This is a genomic window from Streptomyces sp. NPDC127119, from assembly GCF_042677425.1.
Taxonomy (GTDB): domain Bacteria; phylum Actinomycetota; class Actinomycetes; order Streptomycetales; family Streptomycetaceae; genus Streptomyces.
Genome location: NZ_JBHXTO010000040.1, coordinates 25,746 through 41,889, shown reverse-complemented (window position 1 = coordinate 41,889; position 16,144 = coordinate 25,746). Strand labels below are relative to the sequence as shown.

The window sequence follows — 16,144 nt, the reverse complement described above, 5'->3', positions numbered from 1 at the left end:
CGAACCGGCCGGCCCGGCCGACGATCACCGGCTGGTTCACGGTCGCGGGGTCAGGGCCCCGAGCACCCACGGCATGCGCTGCCGGTCGGTGACGATCAGCACGGGGACGCCTCCGTCCTCGCACTCCAGGACGCAGGTCCGGCCCCGCAGCCCCGGCGGCGAGGGGTCGGACCAGTACGGATGACGGACGCGCAGCGGGGTCAGGGTGCGCGGGACCGCCCGGCGGTGGGCCGCACCCGGGTGGCCCATGGTCGTCGCCAGGAGGCCGGCGGCGGCCAGCAGGTGGGTGCCGTGCTCGGCGTAGGGGACCTCGCCCACGATCCGGCCCGGGAAGTGCTGCTCCTCCGTGGGCACGGAGGGCGGCATGTCGACGGTGTCGTCACCTCGGCTGCGTCGGCGCAGGAACACGGCGGTCACCACGCAGACGGCGACCGCGACCACGGTGGCCTGTCCGACGAGAAGGAGCGCCGCTCCCATGTCGTCGGTGGCCCACGGGGCGAGCGCGCCGACGAGTGCCAGGCAGACGGCTGCCAGGAAGGGCACGCCGATGTCCCACGGGTGCGCCCTCCTGGCCACCCGGGAGTGCAGCGCCATCCAGAACCAGCACCAGAGGAAGCCGGTGCCGTAGAGGCCGATGGCGAGGCCCGGGGTGGCGACGACCTTGTAGTCGTCGCGCGGGTCCGCGTGGGAGTACTTGCGCCCGGTGGCGAGGTCGACGTACCGGATCTGTCCCCGCCAGTAGGTGACCCGGACGTCCGCTCCGGGGGAGGCGACCGGGCGGTGCGAGGCATCGCCTCCGAGGGTGGCACGGCCCTCGGTGCCGTCCGCCTCCACGACGTACAGGCGGTACGAGGGTGTCTTACGGCCCTGTACGTGTTCGGTGTGGTCGATGCGCGCGCTCACGGTCCGCAGGCAGTCGCCGGAGGCGCTGCTGCCGGAGGGACTGTCGTCCGAGGCGCTGCCGTCCGACGCACCGCTGTCCGACGCCCCGTCGCCCGAGGCGCAGCGGGATGCGGTCTTGAAGGCGTGCCCCTCGCCGAGCGCCGCGGGCGTGCTGATCAGCAGCAGCCATGCCGCCGCCAGCGTGCACACGGCGGCGACGACCGCGGCACCGATCAGCTGCCCACGGTTCCTTGAACGCCGTACTACAGGCGGTACTTCAGCGGATATTTCGGTCCTCACGCGCGTCACCAGCACATTCTCTAGGGGCGGGAGCCGGAAGAACATGAGTGAACTGGGCCCTGTGACGCGCCGGTTGTTGCCGGGATCCGGCAGGTGGGGCGCGAGGCGGGAGAAGTTGAAAGAACTACCGAAGAGACAAATGCGACTTCTATGAATACGTTTGGACATAACGGTCACTCGTACCTTCGAGAACCGAGAAGAACATGTCTCTCGCAAAGGGGATAGTGGTATGTCTTCGACCGAGTTTCTGACCGACGAGCTCACCGAGGTCCAGGGCCTGGACATCGAGGCGGCTCTCGACCCGACCGAGGCGGACGGCACCTTCCGCGACAGCCGCGAATGTGCGGCCCTCGCGCTGGCGGCCGGACAGGGCGCAGTGCTCCTGTCGCCTCCGACCCCGCGGCCGAAGAAGGGCTGACGGGACACTCACATGGAGCAGTCAGGCACTTCGACCCGCCTCGCGGGCGCGGTGCAGGGCCTCACGTCGGAACTGGTCTCCGCTCTTCGGAGCGGGGGCCCGTTCCGGTTGACCGGCAGCGTCCCGGGCGTCGGCACCCCCGAAGCCGCGGACGGCATCACCCTCGCCGCCCTGCGGGTGGTGGGGGCCGACGCCGCCCTGCCGAGCGTCCTGCGCCGCACGCCGTCCGAGCCCGACGACCTCGCCGTGTTCGGCAGAGCCGTGCGGGCCTACCCGCCTCCCCCGGACGCCTCCCCCACCTCGGTGTGGAGTCACTGGGCCATGGAGCGGACACTTCAGCGGCTTGACGCGTCCCTCGGCTCCCCCGACGGCATGCCGGGCGGCGACGCGGAGCTCGACGCCACATGGCTCGACAACGCCTCGTGGCAGTCACTGACCCACCAACTCGCCGTGCTGGCCCCGCTCGCGGTCCCCGGCGAGGACTGCGCGGTGACCCGCGTGGCCCGTGGCCGCACCGTCGACGTCGCCCGGGGATTCGTCCGGGCGGTGCGTCGCCGCGACTGGCTCCAGGCGGCGGGAGCGGGTCGCTGGCTGGTCCTCCTCGACGATGTGCCGGACACCCTCGGGCTGGAGTCAGGGCTTGAGTTCGTGGCACAGATGGGCTGCGACGATCCACGCGTGGCACTGCAGGTCGAGGCGGCACGACTGCTGCGCGCCGGAGTACGGGTGTGACGGCGCGCGACGTCCGGGAACTGGGCGAGGCCGCGTTGGCCTGGGTGTCCGCCCACCGCGGCGCGTTCGAGCTCGGCGACGACGCACTCGCCGAGCACGGTGATGTGAACCGCACCTGGAAGCCCCTCGGCGAACTGGCGCAGGTGTGCGTCAGTGTCCGCCGGCACACCGAGCCCACCGACCCGCTGCACGCGGCAGCCGCCGACCTGCTGGCCTTCGCCTGGCACCAGACCGGGCAGGGCTCTCTCTTCCTCGAACTGCAGCGGCTGGAACCCTTCGCCACGTATCCGCTGGAGATCTACGCGGCGTTCGCGTCGGCCGGACTGCGCCACACCGGCTACGAAGAGGCCGTCGCGACGGTGGCCCGCACCCGTGGCTGGCAGCTCACGGAGCAGGAGCCCAACCGACGCCTCAGTGTCCTCAACTCCCTCCGCCGCAGCGGCATCCCGCAACGGGACGACATGGGACGGGCGCTGTCGCGCACCTGGCTGGGCGGTCTGCCGGAGCCCTGGACGTTCGAACGGGCCGCCGGCTACACGCTCACCCATGTGGTCTTCCACCTCACCGACTGGGGCCTGACTCCGCGGAACGTTCCCCCGCGGATCGATGCCTATCTCCGGCTGTGGCTGCCGCCCTGGCTGGACACCTGTCTGGACGCCGGGCAGTGGGACCTCAGCTGTGAACTGCTGGCCGTGGCCGGCAGCCTGCCGGGTCCACCGGACCGGCCGATGCTGCGGGAGGCCTGGGCGAAGCTCGCACGAGCACAGGACGCGTCCGGCGCCGTCCCCGAAATCGGCGCCGGAACGGATACAAGCACCAGCACTGACACCGGTTCCGGCACCGACTCCGGCACCGGCTCCAGCTCCGGCTCCGGCTCCGGCTCCGGCTCCGGACGAGACGGTCTGCCGGCCGCGCACGATTTCATCCGCTGCTACCACTCGACCCTGATGACGGCCTTCGCCGCCGTGCTGACCACCCACCGTCTGCGCGCGAGCGCCGACGACGGCGTGGAGCCGGAGAAGGCACGTGCCTTCGAGCACGCGGCGCATCCGGGCCGGGGTGGGCGAGGAGTGTCGAGATGACCAGCACCCGCCTCATCCACACGGTCGGAACCGGCGCCCTGGAGTGGCTGCACGCCCACCGGGACGGATTCCGCCTGGAACAGGACGTCGACCCGGAGGTCGGCTTCCTCGAACGCTTCAAGCCGGTCGGCGAACTGGCGCTCATCTGCAAGGTGTTGTTCCGCGAAGGCGTGGCCGGCTCCCGACAGGCCCAGCTGGCACGGCAGTTGCTCGACCACGCGTGGCGCGACACGCTGGACGGCGGCCGGATGCTGGTCCGTGGCCAGCGCATCGAGCCCCTCTCCCCCATCCCGTTCGAGGTCTATCTCCCGTTCAAGGAACTGGGATACAGCCACCCCGGGATCGAAGAGGCCTTCCGGCTCAACCAGCGGTTGGAGAGTTTCGCCGCCTACGAGGTGCCGCCGGTGCGCCGCCTCGGCCTGTCCGCGTTCCAGCGCCGTTTCGGCCTGTCACCCCGGCCGCCGGAGTCCGAGGTCCTCACCATGACCTGGCTCGGCCGCACCCCCGAACCCTGGACCGTCGAGGGGCACATCGCGTACGACATCACCCACACGGTCTTCCACCTCACCGACTGGGGAGAGAACACCGCCGGACTGCCGCCCGCGCTCGCCGACTACCTCGCCACCTGGCTGCCGGTCTGGCTCGACGACTGGCTCGACCTGGAGCGCTGGGACCTGCTCGGCGAACTCCTCGTCGTCGACGCCTGTCTGCCGCGCCCCACCCTGGACGAGCGGGCCTGGGAAGGCTTCGCCGCCGCCCAGCAGCCCGACGGGGCGATGCCCGCCGTGCGCACCATGCCCGAGGGCGACCGCGAAGAGGTCTTCGACCTCGTCTACCACCCGACGCTGGTGGCCGCGTTCGCCTCCGTACTGGCCACGTCCCGCGCGCTGACGCAACTCGCGCACGCACCGGCATGACACCACGACGTGAGCCCTGGCCGGGCGTTCCCCTCGGCTTCACCGGCGAACTACCGCCGGCCCGCCCCTCGACGCGGCCGCTCCCGGACGGCGGGACGGTACCGGAACTGCTCGACGACGCCGTCGACGCCGTCGACGCGCCCGACGTCGTCTTCGCCCTCTCCCGGGACGGTCACCGCACGGTCCGCTGCGGGGGCACCGGGACGCCTCCGTCCGTTCCCCGCGACCGACTGCGCTACGAGATCGGTTCGGCCTCCAAGACGTTCACCGGGCTGCTCCTGGCCCAGCTGACCGAGTCGGGCACCCTGTCCGCGGGTGAACCGGCCGCCGTCTGCCTGGATCCGGCCCGCCCGGCGGGCCGGGACCCCGTCACCCTCGCGCACCTGGTCACCCACACCTCCGGACTGCCCGCCCTGCCCGCCGACTTCTTCCTGCGGGCCCTGCCCACCTGGCACACCAACCCGTACGCCGGTTACCCGGACCGGAGAGTGGTCGACGCCTTTCTGCGCCGTCGACGGGACCGGCGGCCCGGCAGCCGCTGGCACTACTCCAACTACGGTGTCGCCGTGCTCGGTCACGCCCTGAGCGCGGCGACCGCGACCCCCTGGGACGACCTGCTCGGCGGCCGGGTGCTGCGGCCCCTCGGGCTGAGCGGCACCACCCTTCGACCCGGCGGACCGGCCGACGACGCCACCGGACACCGCGCCGACGGCACCACGCCCACACCCCCGTTGACCGTCGGCGGATTCCAGTCGGCCGGCGCCGTCCGGGCCACCCCGCCCGACCTGCTGACGTTCCTCGAAGCACACCTGGAACCGTCGGGCCCGGCTCCCGCCGACGCCACCCTGGCCGACGCGCTGCGGGCGGTACGCCGTCCGGTCCTCCGGCGCGGGTGGGGGCACCGGCATGTGCACACGGTCGCCTGGTTCCAGCACCCCACCGGCCACGGCCCCATGTACTTCCACTCGGGGGCCACACTCGGTCAGCAGGCCTTCCTGGGCTTCAGGCCGGACATCGGAACGGCCCTGGCCGCCGTGTGCACCCGCCGCTTCAGGACCCGGGACACCTTCGTGGCGACGGCGTACGGGCTGCTGGCCGGGATGTGAGACCCGGCCGCGCCCATCTCGCGTCGGGCTCACCAGGCACAGGGGGCACCGGGCGCACACGAAGGCGCGAGGGCCGTGTCCGGAGACAGGCACCCCGCGCCAACGTGACGTGACGCCGCGTCGCCGCGGCCGAGTGACCGTCAGAGGCGCTGCCACAGGGCCGGCGTGAGGCGGGGCTGCCACGCTCCCTGCGCCTGGTGCGTCTGCAGACACTGGTACGAGACTCCGTCGTAGGTCACGCGGGTCCCGGTCTCGTACACCCGGCCCGTGGTCCAGCCGACACTCTGGCCGTCCTCCGGGGCGGGCGTGCCGCTCTGGCCGGGGGCGGTCTTGAGCGTCAGACCGTATGTGGTGAGCAGCGGGTTGACGGGCTGGTGGAACGTGATGCCGCCGGACTTGCAGTCGCCGCTGCCTCCGGAGGTGACGCCCTGGGCCTGGGTGCCGGACATGTAGGAGCCACCGGAGTCACCCGGCTCCGCGCACACGGTCGTACGGGTCACTCCGTTGATGTCGCCCTCGGCGTAGCTCACGGTGGTGTCGTGCTGCTCGATCGTGCCGCAGTGCCAGCCGGTGGTCGAGCCCGAGCGGCAGATCGCCGCGCCCACCAGCGCCTGTACGGAGCCGGCGACCTGCACGTTCGTGTCGCCCTCGCCCTTGACGGCGGGCGTGGCGGTCCACTCGCTGTTGACGCTCACCCAGGACATGTCCTGCCCGGGGAAGACCGAGGCCTCGAAGGTGCCCTGGGCGACCTTGTTGAAGCCGGTGGTCTTGGCGCCCGCCTTCCCGCAGTGCCCGGCGCTGGCGAACCCCTGCTGCTCCCCCTTGGTGACGGAGAAGCCCACCGAGCAGCGGGCCTTGTCGTCGATGTAGTACGCGTCGCCGCCCCGGACGTCGTACAGGGCGCGCGGCCGGTCCGCCGACACCTTGACCTCCACGAGCCGCCGGTCGATCCCGGCCGCCGCGATGAGCTTGTCGGCGGCGGCACGGCTCGTCGCCTGCACGGTCACGAGGTTGGTCCGGACGTCGACGTACCGGACCGGCGTGTCGAGGGACTTACCCGCCGCGGCGGCGTCCAGTTTCGACTTGGCGGTGTTCAGGTCCTTCAGCGCGTTCTTGACGACCTTCGCCTGCGCCCCGTCGGCCTTGATGGCGGCGACACCGGCGGCGTCGGTCGTGGCGACGGTCAGCCCTGCGGAGGTCGTGCCGTGCACCCAGGCGCCCGCGAAGTGCTTGCCCAGTACGTTCTGGAGCCGGCCGGCGCGGGTGCCCGCCTCGGCCTCGTTCACCAGCCGCGCCTTGGCCTGTGGGCCCGTCAGCCGCAGGTCGCGCTGCATCGCGCGCAGCACGACGGCCGAGGGCCGGTCGGCGCCGAGCGTCTGCGCGGAGGACGGCGCCGGCGCGGGCGGCTCTGCGGCCGCGGCTGCGGGCAGCGCGGTGAGGGCGACTGCGCCGAGCACGGTCAGGGCGGTCCGGGCGGCTCGGCCGGCGTGTCTGGGGACCATCGGGTGACTCCTCGTTCTCGGGGATCTAGACCTTGCCGACATGGACTCAGAAAATGTCCGGATTCGGATGGTTCGGCACTTCGGACGACGTGAAGGACCCGCCCGGCGGAGTACCGGATGCCGGGGAGCACCCTGTCCGGGTGCTGATGTCCTGCGACCGTCGGGGATCGTTCGCGACCGTCCGTCACCGTCCGGGATCGTTCGTGGGAAGGGCGGCAGTGGGGCGGACGGCGCTCGTCAGACGGCCTTGAGGCCCGGATCGCCCGCCTCGGTCACGAAGGACGCGGCTGTGGTGATCGGTGCGCCGGGTGTCGTCACGGCGGAGACGGTCCGGTAGTCGGCCCGGGCCTTCGCACTGTCCAGGGCGACCCGCACATAACCGCGCCGCCCGTTGTAGAACTTCAGGTGCGGGTTGGCCTTGAGGTAGGTGTCCCAGTTGCCGGGCCTGTCCGCGCCGTTCTTGCCGCTGGTGACCGAGGTGGCGACGATCTCCGTGGCCAGCGTCTTCGACGCCGGGTCGTCGAAGTCCTCCTTGATGTCGAAGGCGTACCCAACATGCACGTCCCCCGTCATGACGACCAGGTTGTCGACCCCGGCGGAGTCCGCGCCGTCGAGGACGCGCCGGCGCGAGGCACGGTAGCCGTCCCAGGCGTCCATGGACGTCCGCGCCTCGGCGCCGACATCGAACCTGCGCTGCGAGAAGCACACCTGCTGCGCCATGACGTTCCACAGGTTCCGCGAGGCACGCCAGCCGTCGATCAGCCACTTCTCCTGCGCCGCCCCCGTGATGGAGCGTTCCGGGTCGTCCGTCTCGGGACCGGGGGCGTGCAGCGTGTCCCCGTACGCCTGGTCGGAGCGGTACTGGCGCGTGTCGAGGACGTCGAACTGGGCGAGGGTGCCCCACTGGAGCCGGCGGTAGAGCTGGGCGTCCGGGCCGTTGGGCAGCTGGGCGTTGCGCAGGGGCTGGTTCTCCCAGTGCGCCCGGTAGGCCGCCGCGCGCCGCAGCAGGAACTCCTGCGGCGGGTCGTTGTTCTCGCTGATCGCGCCCGCGTAGTTGTTCTCGGTCTCGTGGTCGTCCCAGGTGACGACGAAGGGATGCGCCGCGTGGGCCGCCTGCAGATCCGGATCGCTCTTGTAGAGGGCGTAGCGCAGCCGGTAGTCGTCGAGGGTCTTGGTCTCACGGTTGTAGAGGTCGGGCAGTTTCCGGTCCTTGTAGTCGCGCGCGCCGCCCACGGAGTCGACGGCGTACTCGTAGAGGTAGTCACCCAGGTGGAAGACCACGTCGACGTCGTCCTGGGCGAGATGGCGGTGCACGGTGAAGTACCCGTCGTGGTACGCCTGGCAGGCCACGGCCGCGTAGGTGAGCTTCGCGACGGCGGCCGCGGTGGCGGGCGCCGTACGGGTCCGGCCGGTATCGCTGATCCAGGTCCCGGTCCTGAACCGGTAGTAGTAGACCCGGCCGGCTTCGAGGCCCTCGACCTCCACGTGCAGGCTGTGGTTGTACTCGGGGAAGGCGACGGCGGTGCCCCTGCGGACCGTCAGGGCGAAGAACTCGTCGGTGGACACCTCCCACTCGACGGCCACGTACTGCCCGGGCAGTCCGCCGCCCGGTTCGTACGGGGCGGGCGCGAGGCGGGTCCACAGCAGTACGGAGCTGGGCAGCGGGTCTCCGGAGGCGACGCCGAGCGTGAACGGATCGGTGGGGATCCTCGCCGCGTCCAGTTCCCCGGTGCCTGCCACGCCCCGGGCCGGCAGCTGGGTGCCGAAGGCGAGGGCGGCGGCCGCGGCGGTCACCGTGAGGAACCGGCGGCGCCCGAAATGCCCTGCGGCGGCGCGCAGTTCGGGGTCGTGTCGTGCCGAGGTGTCCTGCGTCAGCGCTCTGCGACGGCCTGCCGGGGCCATGGAGGCCTCCTCTCACGGTTGACGACACGCACAACGGACCCACCGGCTGCGTGCGACCAGGTCACAGGGCCGCCGGAAGTGGATCACCGCATGTTAAACAGATAAAGCGCATAAATGCCGCAAGCGTGGAGATGGCGGGGCGTCCGCGCCGCACACGAGGGGACAGCCCGGGAGCCGTCCAGCCATCCGGACCGTCACCATCCGTCTTTCGTGCCGGACTTGACCGGTTGCGGACGATGGCGCGGCGACCCGGGGTCCTCCTCGTCGTCGCCCTGGCCCCACGGATCGGAACCGTCCGCCGACGGCTCCGCGTCCAGGGCGGAAACGACCGGTATCAACCGGAATCGATCCGACCGCGGGGGACGGACCATGGAACGCTTCACCACTTTTCTAGGCAAGCACGTGTGGCTGCACGTCACCCTGTCGACCGTCATCGCCAGCGCCCTGGTGGTGCTCCTGTTCCCGGAGTCCTCGGTCCTCTCCGCAGTGATCCGCACGGCCCTCATCTCGGTCACGGTCGTCGTCGTGGTGCTCGCCGCCCGGCGCGAGGAGAAGCGCGCGGTCGGCGGCACGAAGAACCTCGTCGCGCTGGAACGCAAGGTGCGCAAGGGTGATGTGCCCGCCGATCCGGCGGAGCGCGATGCCATGCGCGGACTGGTGGACCGGCGCCTGTACCGTTCACGTCACCGCGTTGCGGCCCTCGTCCTCCTCACGGTCGTCCTCGGCTCGATCACCGCCCTGTCGGCCCTGGCCGGCGAGGAGCGCCAGGCCATCGGCTTCTCGCTGTTCGCCGTGGCCTTCACCGGCTGGAGCATCGTCGACAGCTCCCGCCGGCACCGGCGCCTGACCACCATGGACGCGGCGCTCAGGAGCGGCGGCGCCGCCGAGGGGTCCGGCTGCTCCCAGGCTTAGGCCGTACCCGGCGCCGCGGCCTCAAGGTCGTCGATGCTGCCCGACATGATGGTCCGGACGTGCCCGGTGATGTGCTCGGCGGGCCAGTCCCACCAGGCGAGAGCCAGCAGCCGCGCGATGTCCTCGTCGGCGTACCGGCGCCGCAGGAGCTTGGCCGGGTTGCCGCCGACGATGCCGTAGTCGGGCACGTCGTCGACCACGACGGCCCCGGAGGCGATGATCGCCCCGTGCCCGATCCGGACCCCGGGCATCACCATGGTCCGGTATCCGAACCAGACGTCGTTGCCGACCACGGTGTCACCCCGGCCCGGCAGCCCGGTGATCAGATCGAAGTGCTCGGCCCAGTCCCCTCCCATGATCGGGAAGGGGAACGTCGAGGGACCGTCCATCCGATGGTTGGCCCCGTTCATGATGAACCGCACGCCTTCGCCCAGCGCGCAGTACTTGCCGATCACCAGCTTCTCCGGCCCATAGTGATACAGCACGTTGCGGGTCTCGAAAGCCGTCGGGTCGTCCGGATCGTCGTAGTAGGAGTACTCCCCCACGTCGATCAACGGCGAGGTGACCAGGGGCCGCAGGAGCACCACCCGGGGCTGCTCGGGCATCGGATGCACCACATCGGGATCGGCGGGAACGACGGGCATCACGGATCAACTCCTCATATGTCGATGACGGATCCCATGATCGCGCAAGCAAGTCAGCCGGCTCCGGCCGCGTCCAGCAGTTTGCGCGCGGCCCCCCGGACCTCATCAGACGCGGCCTCGTCCGCCAAGTGGCGGAGGGCGGGGAGCGCCTCGTCCAGGCCGTCGAGCGCGTTGCAGATGCGCCAGGTGTCGTCCCTGTCGGATGCGAGGTGGGCGGTGAGCGCTTCCGCCACGGGGCGGCGTTCCCAGAAGCGGAGGCCGTCGTGGACGAGTGCGCCCAAGCCGTCCACCGCTCCCGCGCGCACCTCGGCTCCGGGGTCGTCGAGGAGCGGGAGCAGCAACCACACCGCGTCCCATCTGCCCGCCCTGCCGACCTCCACCGCGGCGGCGCCCCTGGTGGTCGCCGGCAGCGCCCTGTCGGTGAGTGCTCTGCGGAGATGCTCCCCGGCGGTCCCCGTGCCGAGGTGTCCGAGAGCGGTCGCGGCATCCCGTCCGGCCCGGGGGTCGCCGAGCCATCGCACCGCGAGGTCGGTCACCCGGCGCTCGCCGTGCCACCCGAGTCCGCTCAGCAGCAGGCCCGCGGCCTCCGGGTCCCGTTCCGTCCGCAGGGCCTCGACCAGGGCGTCCCGCACCGAGTGACTTTTCAGGTCCAGCAGCCGTCGGGCCACCGCGTACCGCACCTGGGGGGACGGGTCGCGCAGTCCGGTGAGCAGCGAGTCGAGCAACCGCTCGGTGCAGTGTCTCGGCAGCATCTCCAGGACCTGCGCCCTGGCGGCGCCCTCGCCCTCCCGGGCCGTGCGGATCACCTCCGCGCGGACGGCCGGGTCGTCGCGAAACCGGTACAGCAGCTTCCAGGCGCGCCCCCACACCGCGCCCTCCGGATCGCCGAGCAGCCGTGCCAGCGCCGCGACATCGCCCGTCACGCCCAGCGCGTTGAGGCCGTCCAGGGCGTTGATCCGCAGGTGGTGGTCCGGGTCGTCGAGCAGGTTCACGAACGCGTCCCTGATCGTCGGGCCCGTCAGCTTCAGCCGGATCGCGGCGACCGAGGCCCGCCGCCGCACCCAGGGGTCCATGTCATGCATCAGCCCCGGCAGTACGCTGCCGCCCGCCGCCGGGACGGCCGGGCGGCCGAGTCGGCCGAGTCCCAGGGCCGCCGCCGCGCGCACCGCCGGTACGGGGTCGTCGGCGGCCTCGACGAGGGCTCCGGCGTGCTCGGGCCGGCCGATCCTACCGAGGCCCTTCGCCGCCGCCGCGCGTCGCTCCGGGTTCGCGTGCGGCTTGGCGTGCGAGTCGGTGTGCGGGCTGGCGTGCGGGTCGCTGTGCGAGCTGGCGTCCCTCAACTCTCTAAGAAAATAGGCGATTTGCTGTTCCGTCCCCATGGCACCCCCTGTAAGGGAGACGCATGAGATGCCGTGGGGTTGCGCTTCCGCAGCCCGGGTGCGTGTCCGGTCAGTGGCCTCGGAACGCCTCTTCGAGCCACCAGGCCCCGTGGTCCCGGGTGACCTTCGCGTCGATGAGCAAGGGGGCGGACCGGGATCCCGCGACCCAGTCCTCGACGGCCTTCAGGTCCGTCGGCGTGCGCACGGTCACCGCTTCGAAGCCGTGGCCCCGGGCCACCGCGGCGATGTCCGTCGGCGGGAACTCGACCGTCGCCAGGGGGTGTCCGTCCGGTCCGAAGTGGTGCACTTCCGCTCCATAGGCGTCGTCGTTGTAGACGACCACGACCATGGGCAGTCCAAGTCGGCGGACCGTGTCGAACTCCGCGGCGCCCATCATGGCCCCGCCGTCGCCGAGCGCCGCCACCGCGAGCCGGTCCGGCCGTGCGAGGGCCGCGCCGATCGCGGTCGCGAGGCCCAGGCCGATCGCCTGGAACGCCTGCGTGAAACACAGGCCGTTCTCGTCCGGCACCGACAGATACATGCTCGGGTGGCCCATGAAGTTGCCGGAGTCCACACCGATGACGCGCTCCGCGGGCAGGATGTCGTCGAGGGCGATGCTCAGCGTGCGCGGGTCGATCCGCTCACGGCTGCTGTCGTCCTCGTACGGCACGTCCCGCCACCGCACGCGGGCGGTGATGGCCTCGGCGATGTCGGTCGTCCGGTAGCCCTGCCGTTCCGCGGTGCCGCCGGTCTCCAGGGCATGCCGGGCGGTGAGTTCCACGTCGCCGGTGACGCCGAGCCGTACCTCCCGGTGTGCGCCGAGCGCCGACGCCTCGTCGTCGACCTGTACGACGGTCGTGCCGGCGCCGATCAGCCGGCCGTGCCGCATCGTCCACATGTTCAGGGCGCAACCCCAGCCCACGATCGTGTCCGCGGCCTCGATCAGTTCGGCCGTCAGAGGGGACGCGAAGCCTCCGGACACGTCGAGCGACCAGGGGTTGCCGTGGAACAGGCCGCGTGCCACGGCCGACGTCGCCAGCAGGGCCCCGTAACGGTCGGCGAGCGCTTCGAGGGCGGCCCGTGCTCCCGGTGAGCGTGCTCCGCGGCCGGCCACGAAGAGCGGCCGACGCGCCTGTTCGAGGACGCGCACCAACGCCGTCACGTCGTCCGGCGACGGCTGCACCGCCGCCCGTTCCCGCGGTGGTGCCGCCTGTGCCAGGGCGCTTTCGGGAACGTCCAGGGACTGCACCGGCAGGGGGACGTTGAGCAGCACGGTCCGCCGCTCGTGCACGGCTCGTGCGACCGCCGCGCAGGCCTGCTCCACCGCGTGGTCGGCCGAGGTGATCCGCAGCGGGACCGCGCCCACCGCCCGGGCCAGCGCCTCCTGGTCGATGTGGAAGTTGGACCTTTGCTCGGTCACCTCGGCCGCCAGCACCAGCAGCGGCGTACGGCTCTTGGCCGCTTCGGCGATGCCGGTCATCGCGTTCGTGAGGCCGGGTCCCTGATGGACGCTCAGTGCGGCCACCGTGCCGCTCGTGCGGGCGTAGGCGTCGGCCATGGTCGCGGCGCCGCCCTCGTGGCGTGCGGCGACGAACCGTGCTCCCGCCGCGACCATGGCGTTGGTCAGATGGAAGTTGCCCGATCCGACGACGCCGAAGACCTGGCCGACCCCGGCCGCGTACAGCGCGCGTCCGACGGCCTCCGCGACCTTCATGAGTGCTCCACCAGGGCGAGCACCCGGGCCGGGGATCCGGAGCCCGAGACGATGGGCAGCGGTCCGGCGACGACGACGGCGCCGGTCGGGGGCAGTGCCGCGAGGTTCTGCAACTGGGTGAGCCCGTACTTGTCACTGCCCATCAGGTACGAGTGGCACGGGAAGGCCGGGTCGAAGGTGTGCCCGCGTCCGGCGTCGGTGCCCACCGTCTCGACGCCGAGGCCGATCACCGGCGACTCCTCGGCCACCCAGCGGGCGCACTCCGGCGACAGACCGGGGGTGTGCGGGCCGTTCTCGTCCGCGTTCAGGAACGCCTCCTGCTCGTGCGAGCGGGCGTCCCACCCTGTCCGCAGCAGCAGCCAGCCGCCGTCGGGCAGCGGCCCGTGCTCGGCCTCCCATCGCCGCACGTGGTCCACCTCCACGAGGAAGTCCGGGTCCTTGGCAGCCTCGGCGGTGAAGTCCAGCACCGCGGCCGGCGCGATCAGCCGCCCCGCCGGTACGGACGCCACGTCGGCGAGGTCCTTGCCGGTCACCCAGTGGTTCGGGGCGTCGAAATGGGTACCCGTGTGCTCGCCGCTGCGGAAGTTGTTCCAGTACCAGGCCGGCCCCCGGTCGTCGTACCTGCTGATCTCCTCCAGGGTGAACACCTGGGTCTGGCCGAACTCCGGCGGCAGCTGGAGCACCGGGGTCGACGACGACAACGGCGAGGTGAGGTCGACGACTTCGATGGACCCTCCTCGCAACCCGGCCACCAGCGCGGCGAGAACGGACGGCTCGGACATGCGGCCTCCTCGTATCACGGAAGAACTGACAGCATGGCAGCCGGGACCGACAGTCGCCCCGGTCCGACGAGCGGAAAGCGGGTGGAGGCAGAGTGCGCGCGATGCCCAGGAGTACGACGGCGGCGGCCGTGTTGGCGGCCACGGTACTGAGCCTGGCCGGCTGTTCCGGAGACGGCGGTGAGGACGCGGCGCGGTCGTCGGAACCTTCGGCCGGCACCACGACCGCTTCTTCGGCCGGCGCCACGGCTCCTCCTTCCGCCTCCCCGTCCGGCGAACCCCCCAGCCCCAGTCCCACCCCGACCTCGCCCCCTCCGGCGACGGACGCGGCTTCCGCCTCGGTCACCGCCCCGCCCTCCGTGAGCCCGTCCCCGGTGCCCACCGCAGGGCAGCGGCAGAAGCTGGTGACCATGACCGTCACCGGCGGCTTCGCCGGTGTTCAGCAGGAAGTGGTCCTGCGTGGCGACGGCACCGTCCGCACCAGCGACAAGGGCGACACCGAGGTACGCCGCAGCAGCGCGGCCCAGTTCACGCGGTTGCGTACGCTGCTCGGGGACCCGGCGCTGGACGACGTGCCCGCGTCCACCGTGGACCGGGGCGCGGCCGATCTGTTCCAGTACACGCTGCGGTTCGACGGCCGTACGGTCGTCACGGACCGTTCCGCCGAGCGGCCGGCCCTTGACCGGCTCATCGACGCCCTCGGCAAGTGGCTGCCCGCCTGACGGCTCACACCGGTGAGCCGCCGGACGCACTGCGGACCGCACCGATCCGCTGGAGTTCCTTGAGCGGGTACGGCGTGTGCTTGCTCTCGTCCGTGAGTCGGCGGATGAAGTCCGCCATCACCTCGGCGAGCGGCGCGTCGCGGCTGAGGACCGCCGCGACCCCCGCCGGAACTCCGGTGGGACGCTCGCCCTCGGCGTACGCCCGCACCTGCGCCGCGCGCCTGTCCCTCCCGTACAGGGTGGCGACCAGCCAGTTCACCAGATAGCCGGCCGAGTAGCAGCGGTCGTAGCTCCGATGCCGGTCGAAGAAGGCGCGCTCCTCCCCCGTCAGCTCGAACAGGGAGGAGAGGGCGAGGCCGTAGTCCGCGAAGTAGAGGCGCTCACCGTCGGTGAGGATGTTCTCGAAGTGGGTGTCGAAGTGCAGCAGGCCCCGGCTGTTCATGAAGGAGGTGCCTGCTTCCAGGCCGCGCTCCACCAGGGCGCAGGCCCGGTCGGCGGCCTCGTCACCGGCGGCCAGTTGCTGCCCCAGCCACTGGTGCACGTTCTGCGGGACGTACTCCAGGAACAGCGCGATGCTCGCCGAGGAGTGCCGCAGGGCGTCGATCCGGCGGCGTACGGCTGATCCGCCGCTGTCCCAGCTCGCGGCGGCCCGTTCCATGTCGGCCAGTTCCTCGTACAGGGGCGCCGAGTCCGGCAGGATCCGCCAGTGGTACGTCAGGGGGAAACCGTCGTACTCGCCCGCGATCACCCAGTTCGTCGTCATGGTGTGCACGGCGAGTTCCCGCCAGGCCCCGAACCCCGGCCCGCCGACGCCGTACTGGCTGAAGAGCGGCAGCTCGAACAGGTTCGCCGTGGAGCGTACGTTCCCCGGCTGCCGTTCGAGGTCGGTGAGGGGCACCCGCTTCACGAAGACCCGTGTTCCGGCGACCTCCAGCAGGGTCGTCCTGCCTCCGATACCGGTACCGGTCGTCCCGGCGGCGTCCAGGATTTCCTGGAGCGCCCGGTCGCTGAGCAGGGCCAGGGCCGTGGAAACGGCTCCATGGGCCGTGAGCCGCGCACTCCGGCCCGTACCGCCACGTTTCACAACCGACTCCGCTCCGAATGATCCCAAACGCGCCCCGGATGCGTGTTCGAACACACCCCCGATACGCGT

At 71.7% G+C, this 16,144-nt stretch carries 15 protein-coding genes; 7 read left to right on the top strand and 8 right to left on the bottom strand.

The features are described from left to right. Positions 1 to 36 precede the first annotated feature (36 nt). Positions 37 to 1,182, bottom strand: a complete 1,146-nt coding sequence (locus ACFVH5_RS19385) for a hypothetical protein (RefSeq protein WP_385834881.1) — start codon at positions 1,180 to 1,182, stop codon at positions 37 to 39. Positions 1,183 to 1,411: 229 nt separating this feature from the next. On the opposite strand from ACFVH5_RS19385, the gene ACFVH5_RS19380 reads away from it, so the two are divergent. The 5 genes from ACFVH5_RS19380 to ACFVH5_RS19360 are packed head-to-tail and all read left to right on the top strand — an operon-like array spanning position 1,412 to position 5,437. Continuing rightward, on the top strand, positions 1,412 to 1,600 hold the full coding sequence (locus ACFVH5_RS19380) for a hypothetical protein (protein ID WP_384802703.1): 189 nt from the start codon (positions 1,412 to 1,414) through the stop codon (positions 1,598 to 1,600). A gap of 12 nt (positions 1,601 to 1,612) precedes the next feature. Beyond that, positions 1,613 to 2,332: a hypothetical protein gene (locus ACFVH5_RS19375; protein ID WP_385834880.1), complete on the top strand. Its 720-nt coding sequence runs from the start codon at positions 1,613 to 1,615 to the stop codon at positions 2,330 to 2,332. Further along, entirely contained in the window at positions 2,329 to 3,414 is a 1,086-nt protein-coding gene (locus ACFVH5_RS19370; RefSeq protein WP_385834879.1) for a DUF6895 family protein, read from the top strand. Before ACFVH5_RS19375 ends, ACFVH5_RS19370 begins: the two co-directional genes overlap by 4 nt. Continuing rightward, positions 3,411 to 4,331: a DUF6895 family protein gene (locus tag ACFVH5_RS19365; protein WP_385834878.1), complete on the top strand. Its 921-nt coding sequence runs from the start codon at positions 3,411 to 3,413 to the stop codon at positions 4,329 to 4,331. The genes ACFVH5_RS19370 and ACFVH5_RS19365 overlap by 4 nt, the downstream gene beginning before the upstream one ends. Continuing rightward, positions 4,328 to 5,437: a serine hydrolase domain-containing protein gene (locus ACFVH5_RS19360; protein WP_385834876.1), complete on the top strand. Its 1,110-nt coding sequence runs from the start codon at positions 4,328 to 4,330 to the stop codon at positions 5,435 to 5,437. The genes ACFVH5_RS19365 and ACFVH5_RS19360 overlap by 4 nt, the downstream gene beginning before the upstream one ends. A 140-nt stretch (positions 5,438 to 5,577) precedes the next feature. Here the strand turns inward: ACFVH5_RS19360 and ACFVH5_RS19355 are convergent, their stop codons facing one another. Both ACFVH5_RS19355 and ACFVH5_RS19350 read right to left on the bottom strand, forming a co-directional pair. Continuing rightward, on the bottom strand, positions 5,578 to 6,939 hold the full coding sequence (locus tag ACFVH5_RS19355) for a carbohydrate-binding protein (RefSeq protein ID WP_385834875.1): 1,362 nt from the start codon (positions 6,937 to 6,939) through the stop codon (positions 5,578 to 5,580). A gap of 237 nt (positions 6,940 to 7,176) precedes the next feature. Then, positions 7,177 to 8,841, bottom strand: coding sequence for an alkaline phosphatase D family protein (locus ACFVH5_RS19350; protein ID WP_385834874.1), 1,665 nt, complete (start codon positions 8,839 to 8,841; stop codon positions 7,177 to 7,179). 369 nt (positions 8,842 to 9,210) lie between these two features. Here ACFVH5_RS19350 and ACFVH5_RS19345 point away from each other — a divergent pair, with 369 nt between their 5' ends. Further along, positions 9,211 to 9,753: a hypothetical protein gene (locus ACFVH5_RS19345; protein ID WP_385834873.1), complete on the top strand. Its 543-nt coding sequence runs from the start codon at positions 9,211 to 9,213 to the stop codon at positions 9,751 to 9,753. On the opposite strand, the gene ACFVH5_RS19340 is transcribed toward ACFVH5_RS19345, so the two are convergent. The 4 genes from ACFVH5_RS19340 to ACFVH5_RS19325 all read right to left on the bottom strand — a co-directional run bounded on the left by ACFVH5_RS19340 (position 9,750) and on the right by ACFVH5_RS19325 (position 14,272). Further along, complete coding sequence (locus ACFVH5_RS19340; RefSeq protein WP_385834872.1) at positions 9,750 to 10,397, bottom strand: CatB-related O-acetyltransferase; 648 nt, start codon at positions 10,395 to 10,397, stop codon at positions 9,750 to 9,752. The genes ACFVH5_RS19345 and ACFVH5_RS19340 overlap by 4 nt on opposite strands. 53 nt (positions 10,398 to 10,450) lie before the next feature. Further along, positions 10,451 to 11,737, bottom strand: coding sequence for a HEAT repeat domain-containing protein (locus tag ACFVH5_RS19335; RefSeq protein ID WP_385834871.1), 1,287 nt, complete (start codon positions 11,735 to 11,737; stop codon positions 10,451 to 10,453). 109 nt (positions 11,738 to 11,846) lie between these two features. Next, positions 11,847 to 13,490, bottom strand: coding sequence for a thiamine pyrophosphate-binding protein (locus tag ACFVH5_RS19330; RefSeq protein WP_385834870.1), 1,644 nt, complete (start codon positions 13,488 to 13,490; stop codon positions 11,847 to 11,849). Then, a complete protein-coding gene (locus ACFVH5_RS19325) occupies positions 13,487 to 14,272 on the bottom strand; it encodes a cyclase family protein (RefSeq protein WP_385834869.1) in 786 nt (261 codons plus the stop codon). Before ACFVH5_RS19325 ends, ACFVH5_RS19330 begins: the two co-directional genes overlap by 4 nt. A 101-nt stretch (positions 14,273 to 14,373) precedes the next feature. On the opposite strand from ACFVH5_RS19325, the gene ACFVH5_RS19320 reads away from it, so the two are divergent. Continuing rightward, positions 14,374 to 14,991: a hypothetical protein gene (locus tag ACFVH5_RS19320; RefSeq protein WP_385834868.1), complete on the top strand. Its 618-nt coding sequence runs from the start codon at positions 14,374 to 14,376 to the stop codon at positions 14,989 to 14,991. A 4-nt stretch (positions 14,992 to 14,995) separates the two neighbouring features. Here the strand turns inward: ACFVH5_RS19320 and ACFVH5_RS19315 are convergent, their stop codons facing one another. Beyond that, a complete protein-coding gene (locus ACFVH5_RS19315) occupies positions 14,996 to 16,075 on the bottom strand; it encodes a protein kinase family protein (RefSeq protein ID WP_385834867.1) in 1,080 nt (359 codons plus the stop codon). Positions 16,076 to 16,144 lie beyond the last annotated feature (69 nt).

Coding starts and splice junctions, on each gene's coding strand:
- ACFVH5_RS19380 (WP_384802703.1), top strand. CDS start 1,412: ATGTCTTCGACCGAGTTTCTGACCGACGAGCTCACCGAGGTCCAGGGC.
- ACFVH5_RS19375 (WP_385834880.1), top strand. CDS start 1,613: ATGGAGCAGTCAGGCACTTCGACCCGCCTCGCGGGCGCGGTGCAGGGC.
- ACFVH5_RS19365 (WP_385834878.1), top strand. CDS start 3,411: ATGACCAGCACCCGCCTCATCCACACGGTCGGAACCGGCGCCCTGGAG.
- ACFVH5_RS19360 (WP_385834876.1), top strand. CDS start 4,328: ATGACACCACGACGTGAGCCCTGGCCGGGCGTTCCCCTCGGCTTCACC.
- ACFVH5_RS19355 (WP_385834875.1), bottom strand. CDS start 6,939: ATGGTCCCCAGACACGCCGGCCGAGCCGCCCGGACCGCCCTGACCGTG.
- ACFVH5_RS19350 (WP_385834874.1), bottom strand. CDS start 8,841: ATGGCCCCGGCAGGCCGTCGCAGAGCGCTGACGCAGGACACCTCGGCA.
- ACFVH5_RS19345 (WP_385834873.1), top strand. CDS start 9,211: ATGGAACGCTTCACCACTTTTCTAGGCAAGCACGTGTGGCTGCACGTC.
- ACFVH5_RS19340 (WP_385834872.1), bottom strand. CDS start 10,397: ATGCCCGTCGTTCCCGCCGATCCCGATGTGGTGCATCCGATGCCCGAG.
- ACFVH5_RS19330 (WP_385834870.1), bottom strand. CDS start 13,490: ATGAAGGTCGCGGAGGCCGTCGGACGCGCGCTGTACGCGGCCGGGGTC.
- ACFVH5_RS19325 (WP_385834869.1), bottom strand. CDS start 14,272: ATGTCCGAGCCGTCCGTTCTCGCCGCGCTGGTGGCCGGGTTGCGAGGA.
- ACFVH5_RS19320 (WP_385834868.1), top strand. CDS start 14,374: ATGCCCAGGAGTACGACGGCGGCGGCCGTGTTGGCGGCCACGGTACTG.